Below are 11,239 nucleotides of genomic sequence, written 5' to 3'. Positions count from 1 at the left end.
ACCCTTGTTGTAACAGCGTTGAACCAGGGCGTAGGACCAGCAGTGGCCCTTCGCCCTTTTTTTACGATAAGAATGGTAATGAGAAACGTTCTTTGTTACATTTTCACGCTTTTTTGACATATGTGGTCAATTTTGGGGCCTTGCCCCGTGTGATATCAAAGGGAGGGGGAGTTCGGATGGCGAGCAATAACAAGGGTCAATTCAAGATCAATGCCTTGGCCGCACTGGTCGCAACGGTCGCCTGCCACGGCGCGGCCTGGGCGGCGGATGCCCCGGCCAAGGCCGAGCAGGGCGCCACCATCGAGCTGCAGAATTCGGTGGTCACCGGTGAAGCACCCGAAGGGGAGCAAACCGTAGGCTATCAGGTGAAAAACAGCACGGCCGGCACCAAGACCAGCACACCGCTGTCGGAAACCCCGCGCTCGGTGTCGGTGGTCACACGCCAGCGCATTCAGGATCAGGGCTCGCAATCCCTGACCGACATCCTCGGTTACGTCCCCGGCATATTCGCCCCGCCATTCGCCGTCGGCGACGGCCTCGCGGGCGACCTGTTCTCCATTCGCGGCTACAACGCCACCGACTACGGTTACGGCCTGCTCAAGGACGGCCTGCGTCTGCAAGGCAACCGTTACGACACCACCACCGAACCCTATGGCCTGGAACGCACTGAAGTGTTCCGCGGCCCGAGCTCGATCCTCTACGGTGAAAACGCGCCGGGCGGGCTGGTCAACCTGGTCAGCAAACGCCCGACCGAAACGCCCCAGGGCGAAGCCAAATTCACCTATGGCAGCAACAACCGCCGCCAGCTGTCCCTCGACGTGTCCGGTCCGCTGACCGACGACAACCGCATCCTCGGCCGCGTGGTCATGCTCGGCCGCAACGCCGACACCCAGGTGGATTCGGTGCCGGACGACCGCATCTACATCGCGCCGTCGATGACCTTCAACTTCGACGAAGACACCGCGCTGACCCTGCTCTCGTCCTACCAGCGCGACCGCACCAAGCTGCTGCTCGGCTACCCCGCAGCGGGCACCTTGTTGAACAACGTCAACGGCAAGATCGGCAAGGACCAGTTCAACGGCAACCCGAACTGGGACGACTTCGAGCGCGAAACCTGGACCCTGGGTTACGAGTTCAAGCACCAGCTCAACGACACCTGGCAGTTCCGCCAAAATTCTCGCTTCATGGAATCGCGTCTGGACCGTCATGAGACCTGGCCAGGTGATCTTAGTAATTCTGGCTTCGGTAGCACGCTGAGCAGCCAAGCCTACGATCGCGACAACAAGTCGATCACCTACTCGCTGGACAACCAGTTCGAAGGCCACTTCACCTCCGGCGCACTGGAAAACACCGTGCTGCTGGGCGCGAGCTACGACCGCACCTCTTACAACCAAGACTGGGCGATCGGTAACGGCGGTACCTACAACGCCTTTAGTCCGGTGTTTCCGTCGGGCACTCCACGGATGCTCGTTACAGCGCAGAACTCGCAACTGGACCAGCAGATGTACGGCGTTTACGGCCAGCTGCAGAGCAAGTACAACAACTGGATCTATCTGTTGGGCGGTCGCCAGGACTTCGTCAACAGCCAGTACCGCAACCGCGCCGGAACCGCCAGTGGCGCCGCAGACCTGGACGGCTGGGACCATCGTTTCAGCTGGCAGACCGGCTTGATGTACCAGTTCGAGAACGGGATTTCGCCGTACGTGAGTTACTCGACGGCGTTCACGCCAGTGCAGCAGTCGTCGCAACCGAACGGTGAGTTGCTGGACCCGATTCTCAGCGAGCAGTACGAGGTGGGCCTGAAGTACGAGCCGGCTGGCTGGAACACGACGTTCAGCGCGGCGGTGTTTGACCTGACCAAGACCCACGATGTGATTTCCGGTTCGAACGGATACAGCCGTCAGATCGGCAAGAGCGAGTCGAAGGGCGTGGAGCTGGAGGTCAACAGTGATGTGACCAAGAACCTGAGCCTGACGGCGTCGTACACCTACACCGATGCGCGGGTGACGAAGGACAGTGCGGGGTCGTTGTACGAGGATCATCAGTTGACCGGCATACCGCGTAATCAGGCGAGTACCTGGGCGACGTATCGCTTCCTGGATGGTCCGATGAGCGGTTTCCGTGTGGGTGGCGGGGTGCGTTATTTCGACAATACGTTCGCGTATACCAGGCCGACGTTGTACGGGAAGTTGAAGACGGGCGATGTGACGCTGGTGGATGCGTTGGTGGGGTATGACATCGATAAGCATTGGTCGGTGGATGTGAATGCGAAGAATCTGTTCGACAAGGAGTATGTGAGCGGCTGCAATAACGCGGGTCGGTGTTATTGGGGCGAAGAGCGTACGGTCCTGGGCACTGTGGCGTTCCGCTGGTAATCCGTTAGGGGACCGATTTATTTAATCCGTTAGGGGACCGATTTATTTACAGCGCTTCATCGTCAATTAATCTGTCCCCGAGGTGCGCGGTGCGGCTTATTGCGCCAGGATCAAAAGCGTCTGCCTAGGGGCAGACGTTTCGCCTTCGGCGAGTTACTTGGAAAAGCACCCCAAGTAACCAAGGGTGCTTGCTCTCGGTTGGGCCCGACTTCGTCGGGTTCCTTCACTCCGGTCCCGCTCCGTGGGCCCGCTGCCATCCGCCATCCATGGCGGGGGGCAGCTCTCGCCGCATCCATGCGGCTCGGCCCACTCCGCGAGACCTCCGTTCAGCCTGCACCCAAGTCGCGATGGGTGTCGTCTGAGCTTCATGTGTATGAAGATCAAAAGCAACGGCAACGGCAACGGCTTCCCGGCTAAAGCCGGTCCTACGGGTGCGCGCGGTCTGTTAGTAGGACCGGCTTCAGCCGGGAAGCCCTTGATCTGCTTTTGCTTTTGCTCTCGCTGTTGATCTTCTACGCGGTAGCCCAGTCACCGCCAAACGCGACTTGGGTGCAGGCTGAACGCAGACGACGCGCAGTGGGTCGAGCCGCATGGATGCGGCGAGAGCGCCGTCAGGACATGGATGTCCGTTCGGCGCGGGCCCACGGAGTGTCGTCGGAGTGAAGGAACCCTGACGAAGGAAGGGCCCAACCAGGAGCAAGCACCCTTGGTTACTTGGGGTGCTTTTCCAAGTAACTCGCCGAAGGCGAAACGATCTGCCGTTAGGCAGATGCTTGTGATCTTCAAGCTTCACGCGGCAACAGATTTTTTACTGAAAACCACTAACCATCCAGCCCCCTCGTTCGTCTTTCAGGTAAGGCGCGCTTACCTGCGCCGTTCCAACACCACGAGGGATAACACATGAGCTTCGACAGCGAAAACACACAGTTCCGGGTCGTCATCAACCACGAAGAACAGTACTCCATCTGGCCCGACTACAAAGCCATCCCGGACGGCTGGAAAAGCGTCGGCGTCGAAGGCGACAAACAGACCTGCCTCAACCACATCGAAAGCGTCTGGACCGACATGCGCCCCCTCAGCCTGCGCAAGGCCATGGCCTGAACCCACCCCCTTCAGCCACATCAGGAGCGTCCCGCCCATGAACATGCGCATGCTCACCCCCGAACGCCTGCGCCTTGAAGCCGGCTTCCCCCTGCGCGTCCAGCCCGGCCAGACCGGCGTCTCCCTGGCCGCCGAAATCGACGCCCTGCGCAGCGTCGTTGACCACTCGCTTGAGCGCGACGGCGCCATCCTCTTCAGCGGCTTCACCCCCGAAGGCGTCGAAGGCTTCCAGCAGTTCGCCGCCTCCTTCGGCCACTCGCTGCTCAACTACGAATTCGGTTCCACCCCGCGCAGCCAGGTCGATGGCAAAGGCGTCTACACCTCCACCGAATACCCGGCCCACCGCTCGATCCCCCTGCACAACGAACAGGCCTACACCACCGAATGGCCCATGCGCATCTTCTTCTACTGCGCCAAAGCCGCGGTCAGCGGAGGCGAGACGCCGATTGCCGACAGCCGCCGGGTGTTCCAGCGCATCAGTCCGGCGCTGCGCAAACGCTTCGAAGAAAAGCGCCTGATGTACGTGCGCAATTACGGCAACGGGCTGGACCTGACCTGGCAACAGGTCTTCAACACCGAGCGCCACAGCGACGTCGAAGACTACTGCCGCCCCCGTGGCATCCAGTGCGACTGGAACGAGGACGGCGACCTGCGCACCCGGCAGTTGGTGCAAGGCGTCGCCCAGCATCCGCGCACCAAAGACTGGGTCTGGTTCAACCAGGCGCACCTGTTCCACCTGTCGAACCTGGACGAGGAGATGCAGGAGATCCTCCTCGACACCGTCGGCGAAGAAGGCCTGCCGCGCAACGTCTACTACGGCGACGGCAGCCCGCTGGAGGCCGACGCCCTGGCGGAAATTCGTGGCGTGCTGAGCGAATGCGAAGTGGTCTTCCCCTGGCAGACCGGCGACGTGCTGATGCTCGACAACATGCTCACGGCGCACTCGCGCAAGCCGTTCAGCGGCGAACGCAAAGTCGTGGTCGCCATGGCCGAAGGCGTCAGCGGCGACACCCTGCACACCCTTTCCTGAGTCCGATATTCATGCAGAAAACCAAGCTTGTTTACGTCTGGTCGCTGCGTAACGCCGCGGCGGACAAGGCCGGTCAATACGTCGATTACCACGGCGAGCAGCGTTACATGACCTCGCCGCTGGAGTACCTGGTCAAGGCGCTCAACGACACCGCCCTCGGCGATCACTACTCGCTGGAAGCGATCATCTACGACGAGAATCCTGAGTCCGCGCGGGACCGCGAGAGCATCAAGGACTATGGGTTCACGCCGGGGGAGGGCGCCCACTGGTTCTACCCGGCGGGCCTGACGGTGCAGGGGCGCAAGGTCGATGACCTGCTGGAAAACGTGCCGTCGAGCTACCGCGCCTTGCGCCTCGACGACAGTGCGCGGCCGGCCGGCAAGTCGGATTTCGAGCGACGTCTCGGCGAGCGACTGCACGCGCTGGGCGCCGACGTCGTGGTCCTCGACGGGTTGCTGGTAATCCTCGACGAACTGGTGCGCGAAGGCGCTGATTTCCATCGGCGCATCTTCAACGTGCACCCGGGCATCACGCGGCTGGAGTCACCGTACGAACGGCGCGGAGCCTATGCCACCCTCGACGCGCTGTACGGCGCCCGGGGCAAGAAAGTGGTCGACTGGACCACGCGGGAGATGGTGGACACGCCGGTGGTGAACATGACCGGCGCGTCGTTCCATTACGTCGACACCGGCATCGATTCCGGTGAGGTGGTGTTCGACGTGCTCGACACGCCGATCGCGCCCGACGACACCATCCTCGAACTGCGCTGGAACAACTTCAACAACAGCCTGTTTCCCGCGCTGGAGCAGGGGTTGTGGGTGCTGGCGCGGCAGCAGTCCCATTGACCGCTTCACGATGAACAGGCGGCCAGCACAGCGAATCGCCCCATGATTCCTGCGCTGGCGCCGCTGTTTATCGCTGACTTCGAGCACTATCGCGATGTGCTCGTATTGCCCGACGACCCTCGCGTCGGTGTGCCTTTACGCACCTTTCTCGGCGGCGATTACCTGAACGATGTCCTAACGCGATTCGGTACTGCCTATCCCGAGAGCGACCCGCGCGGGCTGGCGTCGATCTGGAGCAAGTATTACTTCATCAAACTGATACCACCGGTGGTCGCGGCCTCACTGATACTCGACCATCGCCTGCCGCTGCACCTCGATCATCTGCAGCTGATTCTCGACGATGATTGCCTGCCTGTCGCCTTCAAGCTGCCTGACGAGGGACAGCAATGGACGCCCGGTCCGAGTGATGCCTTCGAGCGTTTCGATGATTTGCTGGAGCAGCACCTCAGGCCCTTCATCGACACTTTCGCCCGCCATGTGCGCCTGTCGCCGAAGGTGCTGTGGAGCAACGCCGGCAACTATTTCGAATGGCTATTGGGCGTCCTCGCAAACGCGATACCCCACGCCGATGTGAGTCACGGCCACCAGCTGCTCAACGCCCACTACCTGCCAGACAGACGCCGCAATCCTCTGTTTCAACCGGTGCGCTACATCAAGGTCAAAGGGCAAGACGAACCCAAGCGACAACGCCGTGTGTGCTGCATTCGCTATCGAGTTAAAGGCCTCGATTACTGCAGCAACTGCCCGCTGTCCTGACTGATCGCGCACACCGATTGGGGCTGGCTGAAACCTGACAGTAGGACCGGCTTCAGCCGGGAAAGCACCAGGCGTCACACCGCAAAAGTGAGGCTGCTGCCACGGGCCTCTTCCCGGCTAAAGCCGGTCCCACAAAAGCGTCGCGCACGCCGATTGGGACTCGCTGAAACCTGATAGTAGGACCGGCTTCAGCCGGGAAGGCGTCAGTCCTCACACCACAAAACCGAGATCACGCCTCCCGCCCGCGTAACCCGCTACGCCCATAAAACGCCACCACCACAAAACACCCCAGCGGCAGCAGGTACGCCAGCGCCGTGGAGAAGTGGTCCGCCACCAGCCCCATGAAATACGGCATCAGGGCGCCGCCGACGATGGCCATGATCAGGAACGAGCTGCCGCGTTTGGTGTGGGGGCCGAGGTTTTTCACGCCCATGGCGAAGATGGTCGGGAACATGATCGACATGAAGAAGAACACCGCCACCAGCGCCACCACGGACACGCTTTCCACGCCGCTGACCACCACCGCGCACAGCGCAACGTTGATCCACGCGTAGACCATCAGCAGCCTTTGCGCCGGGATGCGCCCCATCAGCCAGGTGCTGAAGAAACGTCCGCACATGAAGCAGATCATCGCCACCGACAGCAGGTATGCGGCGCTCTGGCTGGTCATGCTCGCCCAGTGCTCGGTGACGTAGTTGATGAAGAACGCGCCGACGCCGACTTGCGCCGCGACGTAGAAGAACTGCGTGACCACGCCACCGACGAATTCGCGGTGCTGCCAGAGGGTTTTGCTGTCCTGACGCTGGATGCTCGATTCCTGTTCGCGCAGATCGGGCATCGGCGTGCGGGCGAACAGCGCCGCCACCAGCAGGACGATCACCGCGATGACCACATACGTGGTTTGCAGCGAACTGTTGTCACTGCCGGCGTTGCTGCCGCCGAAGAACAGCGCGCCACCCAGCAGCGGCCCGACGAACTGGCCAAGGCCGTTGAACGATTGCGCCAGATTGAGCCGACGTTCAGCACCTTTCGCATCGCCCAGCACCGTCGCATAGGGATTGGCCGCCGTCTCCAGACAACCCAGGCCCAGGGCGATGACGAACAGCGCGAACAGGAAGAACGGGAAGCTCGCCGCATTGGCCGCCGGCATGAACAGCAACGCGCCCGCAGCGTACAGGCACAGACCCAGCAGGATCCCGGCCTTGTAGCCGAAGCGGTCCATCAAAAAGCCGGCGGGCAGGGCGATGATGAAATACGCGCCGAAGTACGCGGCCTGTAACAGTCCGGACTGGGCCTTGCTGACGTGCAGGGTTTCCTGAAAATGCTTGTTCAGCACATCAAGCAGGCCATACGACAGGCCCCAGAGAAAAAACAGGCTGGTCACCAGCATCAACGCCATCCGCACCGATGGCTCAGCGTGCCGATACACCCCAGTCTGTACTTTGCTGTGTTTGGTCAACATAACGCTCTCCTTTTTTGTTGTTGTTCAAGCGTGCCTGTGGAAGTGAGCTTGCTCACGAAGAGGCCGGTACATCCACGAGTTTTCCAGCGTTTGAAACTCAGCTTTCGCGAGCAAGCTCGCTCCCACCAGAGACCCATTCAGCAGCCGGCGCAGAGGGGTGTCAGGGCTCATGCAGTCTTTTGAATTGCTCATCCAGACTGAAAATCTGCGCCATGGGCTGCCATTTATTCCCCGGCTCGGTCCACGGCGTCGGCGTCTGAAACCGCCACATCAGCGCTTCCCATTCCTGCACTTTGGGATGGGCCGCCGACGCCTGCTCCATCGCGTCGGCACTGAAGCCCGGCGCTGTGTCCATGACCATGAACAGCCGCGTGCCCAGTCGCCAGATCTGCATGTCCAGCACACCCTGGCCGCGAAGATGATCGGCGATTTCCGGCCAGATGCGCCGATGCAACTGCTCATACTCGGCAATCAATGCCTCGTCATCGGCGAGGTCCAGAGCCAGACAAAAACGCTGCGCAACCAGCCCAGTATTCATGTCAGCGCGCTCATGTCAGTGCTCGGTCAAGGTGCGTATAGCCGCCGTCCACCACCAGCCACTGCCCGGTGGTGTGGGACGCGCGCGGGGATAGCAGAAACAGCACGCTGTCGGCGATCTCGGTCGGCGTGGTCATGCGCTGGCCCAAGGGGATTTTCTCGACGATCTTCGCCAGCTTCCCGTCAGGGTCGTCAAAGCTGGCAATCCAGCGCTCGTACAGCGGCGTCATCACTTCGGCCGGGATCACCGCGTTCACCCTCACGCCATCGCTCAGCAACGACGCCGCCCATTCCCGTGTCAGGGACAGTTGCGCGCCTTTCGAGGCGGTATAACCGCTGGTGCCGCCCTGGCCGGTGAGGGCGGTTTTCGAGCCGATGTTGACGATGGCGCCCTTGCTGGCCTTCAGCGCGTCAACGCACAAATGCGCCATGACGTAGTAGTGAATGAGGTTCTTCTCCAGCGACTCGATGAACGCGCTGCGACCCGCCTCCAGCCCGACGTTGTCATTGACCCCGGCGTTGTTGACCAGCCCGTCGATGCGACCAAAGCGTTCCAGCACCTGGCTCACCGCCGCCGCACATTCGGCCTCATCGCGCAGCTCGACCTGGACGAACAGGGTGTGCGGCTGGCGTCTGTCCAGTTCTGCCGCGAGTTCGGCGGGCAGCGGTTGATTGGCGAAGATCACCGGGATCGCGCCTTCTTCGGCCAGCCCCAGCGAGATGGCTGCGCCAATCCCCGAGCCGCCGCCGGTGACGATGATGATTTTGTCGTGCAGGTGCAGATTCATGGGCAGTTTCCTTGCAGGCCATAAAGGCGAATGGCGGTGCCGCCGCGCAGCGCATGTTGCTCATCGACAGAGAGCCTACTGATGGCGGTTTCGAACAACTGGTGGACATCGCTGTAACGGCCGGCGAGCTGGCAGACCGGCCAGTCTGAACCGAACATCAACCGTTGCGGCCCGAACAGCTCCAGCGCCAGATAGAAGTAAGGCAGCAGCTCCCCCGCTCGCCAGTGCTGCCAGTCGGCCTCGGTAATCAGCCCGGAGAGCTTGCAGGCGACGTGGGGCAGGGCGGCCAGCGGGGCGAGGCGGTCGGCCCAGTCGATGGGGTCTTCCCGGGACAGGTCCGGTTTGCCGAGGTGATCGAGGATCAGGTGATGCCGGTCGTGGCGTTGGCAGAAGTCGGTGGCGGCGTGCAGGTCTTTGTCTTTTATCAGCACGTCGTACGCCAGCCCGTGGCGTTGCAACAGCTGAATGCCACGGGCGAACGCAGGGTCCTGGAGGAACAGCGACGGCGCCGGTTCGTCCTGGATCAGATGACGGAGGCCGACCAGTTTTTGCGCGCCTTTATGAGCGTCGCCCCAGCGTGAGAGTTGCGCCTCTAGGTCATCCGCCCGCAGATCCGCCCAGCCGACCACGCCAAAGATCCACGGGTAAGTGGCGGCGTGGCTGAGCAGCGCGTCGGTCTCGCTGACGCTGTGCCGCGCCTGCACCGCGATGCAGCCGTCGATACCGTGCTCATCGAGCAGAGGTTTCAAATCCCCCGGCAGGAAATCACGTTGCAACGCGGCATGGCGCTGGTCGATCCAGGGGTAATCCCGGGCGTCGTAGGTCCAGAAATGCTGATGGGCATCCACCCGCAAGGGCGCTGCCGGAACGCTTGAGTGTCGGGACGACATTGTTGTTGTACTCCGTCCGTTTCATGCCTGGGCAAAGCTCTGGCGGGGTCCTCAGCCTTTGTACGCGTACTGCTCCCGCGAAGCGGCCTTCATCTGAATCGAGAACCCCGGTGCGGCCGGCGGCAGATACGCCGCATCGCGAATCACACACGGATCTTCAAAGTGCTCATGCAGGTGATCGACATACTCCACCACCCGACCTTCATGGGTCCCGGCGATGCACAGGAAATCGATCATCGACAGGTGCTGCACGTACTCGCACAGGCCGACGCCGCCGGCATGGGGGCAGACCGGCAGCTGGTATTTGGCGGCCATCAACATCACCGCCAGCACCTCGTTGACCCCGCCGAGCCGGCAGGCGTCGATCTGCACCACGTCGATGGCGCCGCGCATGATCAGTTGCTTGAAGACGATGCGGTTCTGGCACATCTCGCCGGTCGCCACCTTCACCGGGTGGACGCCGAGACGAATCGTGCGATGGCCCTCGACGTCGTCGGGGCTGGTCGGTTCTTCGATGAACCAGGGCTTGGCGAACGCCAGCTCGCGGACCCAGTCGATAGCCTCTTTGACCTCCCAGACCTGATTGGCGTCGATCATCAGATGGCGATCCGGCCCCAGCACTTCCCGGGCGATGCGCACCCGACGAATGTCGTCCTGCAGGTCGCGGCCCACTTTCAGCTTGATGTGAGAAAAGCCGCCATCGACCGCTTCCTGACACAGCCGGCGCAGCTTGTCGTCGGCGTAGCCCAGCCAGCCCGCCGACGTGGTGTAGCAGGGGTAACCGTCGGCCAGCAGCGTTCGCAGCCGCTGCGCCTTGCCCTCGGCGCGCTCGGTCAGCAGGGTCAGGGCTTCGTCCGGGGTGAGGCAGTCGGTGATGTAGCGAAAATCGATGCAGCGCACCAGTTGCGCCGGGGTCATTTCCGCCACCAGTTGCCACACCGGCTTGCCCTCGGATTTGGCCCACAGGTCCCAGGTTGCGTTGACCACGGCGCCCGTCGCCAGGTGAATAGCGCCCTTGTCCGGGCCGATCCAGCGCAACTGGCTGTCGCTGGTGACGTGGCGCCAAAAACGGCCCATGTCTTCGGTGATCCATTCCAGCGTCAAGCCGACCATCACGCCGGCCAGTGCGTTGATCGCTGTGCAGCAAATCTCGTTGCCACGGCCGATGGTGAAGGTCAGGCCGTGGCCCTGCAGGGTGGGGTGATCGGTTTCGAGAATGACGTAGGCCGCCGAGTAATCGGGGTCCGGGTTCATCGCGTCGGAGCCGTCGAGCAATTGCGACGTGGGGAAACGGATGTCTTCAACGCGAAAGGCGGTGATGGTGGTCATGGCGGGTCCCTTTGGCATTGTTATGGGCAGCGCGGCGTATTGGGAAAACTGAGGAAACCACTGATCTCAAGTGCATGCAGAACCTGTGGGAGCGAGCTTGCTCGCGAAGCCTTTACTCCTGATGAA

10 protein-coding genes are annotated in these 11,239 nt (G+C 61.9%); 5 read left to right on the top strand and 5 right to left on the bottom strand.

Going from position 1 to position 11,239, the window contains the following annotated elements; translation table 11 throughout:
* Positions 1-176 precede the first annotated feature (176 nt).
* The 5 genes from IFT99_RS18640 to fhuF all read left to right on the top strand — a co-directional run bounded on the left by IFT99_RS18640 (position 177) and on the right by fhuF (position 6,107).
* A complete protein-coding gene (locus IFT99_RS18640; protein WP_192134210.1) occupies positions 177-2,375 on the top strand; it encodes a TonB-dependent siderophore receptor in 2,199 nt (732 codons plus the stop codon).
* Between the two features lie 900 nt (positions 2,376-3,275).
* Positions 3,276-3,476: an MbtH family protein gene (locus tag IFT99_RS18635; RefSeq protein WP_065986085.1), complete on the top strand. Its 201-nt coding sequence runs from the start codon at positions 3,276-3,278 to the stop codon at positions 3,474-3,476.
* Positions 3,477-3,513: 37 nt separating this feature from the next.
* Positions 3,514-4,506 (top strand): TauD/TfdA family dioxygenase, encoded by a 993-nt coding sequence (locus tag IFT99_RS18630; protein ID WP_192134208.1) that lies wholly within the window; start codon positions 3,514-3,516, stop codon positions 4,504-4,506.
* An 11-nt stretch (positions 4,507-4,517) separates the two neighbouring features.
* A complete protein-coding gene (locus tag IFT99_RS18625; RefSeq protein WP_192134206.1) occupies positions 4,518-5,351 on the top strand; it encodes a N(5)-hydroxyornithine transformylase PvdF in 834 nt (277 codons plus the stop codon).
* Between the two features lie 42 nt (positions 5,352-5,393).
* Positions 5,394-6,107, top strand: a complete 714-nt coding sequence (gene fhuF, locus IFT99_RS18620) for a siderophore-iron reductase FhuF (protein ID WP_192134205.1) — start codon at positions 5,394-5,396, stop codon at positions 6,105-6,107.
* 229 nt (positions 6,108-6,336) lie between these two features.
* Here the strand turns inward: fhuF and IFT99_RS18615 are convergent, their stop codons facing one another.
* The 5 genes from IFT99_RS18615 to IFT99_RS18595 form a co-directional block, all read right to left on the bottom strand.
* Positions 6,337-7,569, bottom strand: a complete 1,233-nt coding sequence (locus IFT99_RS18615; RefSeq protein ID WP_192134203.1) for a sugar MFS transporter — start codon at positions 7,567-7,569, stop codon at positions 6,337-6,339.
* Positions 7,570-7,729: 160 nt separating this feature from the next.
* Positions 7,730-8,107, bottom strand: a complete 378-nt coding sequence (locus IFT99_RS18610) for an L-rhamnose mutarotase (protein ID WP_192134201.1) — start codon at positions 8,105-8,107, stop codon at positions 7,730-7,732.
* A 10-nt stretch (positions 8,108-8,117) separates the two neighbouring features.
* On the bottom strand, positions 8,118-8,894 hold the full coding sequence (locus IFT99_RS18605) for an SDR family oxidoreductase (RefSeq protein ID WP_192134200.1): 777 nt from the start codon (positions 8,892-8,894) through the stop codon (positions 8,118-8,120).
* A complete protein-coding gene (locus IFT99_RS18600; protein ID WP_192134198.1) occupies positions 8,891-9,784 on the bottom strand; it encodes an amidohydrolase family protein in 894 nt (297 codons plus the stop codon). The genes IFT99_RS18605 and IFT99_RS18600 overlap by 4 nt, the downstream gene beginning before the upstream one ends.
* A 51-nt stretch (positions 9,785-9,835) precedes the next feature.
* The gene (locus IFT99_RS18595) at positions 9,836-11,113 is read right to left on the bottom strand and encodes an L-fuconate dehydratase (protein WP_192134196.1); all 1,278 of its coding nucleotides are present in this window, start codon (positions 11,111-11,113) and stop codon (positions 9,836-9,838) included.
* Positions 11,114-11,239: the final 126 nt, after the last annotated feature.

The organism is Pseudomonas sp. CFBP 8772, from assembly GCF_014841665.1.
Taxonomy (GTDB): Bacteria; Pseudomonadota; Gammaproteobacteria; order Pseudomonadales; family Pseudomonadaceae; genus Aquipseudomonas; species Aquipseudomonas graminis_B.
Note: the sequence above shows the minus strand (reverse complement) of the source record. Positions and strands in the feature narration are given on the sequence as shown.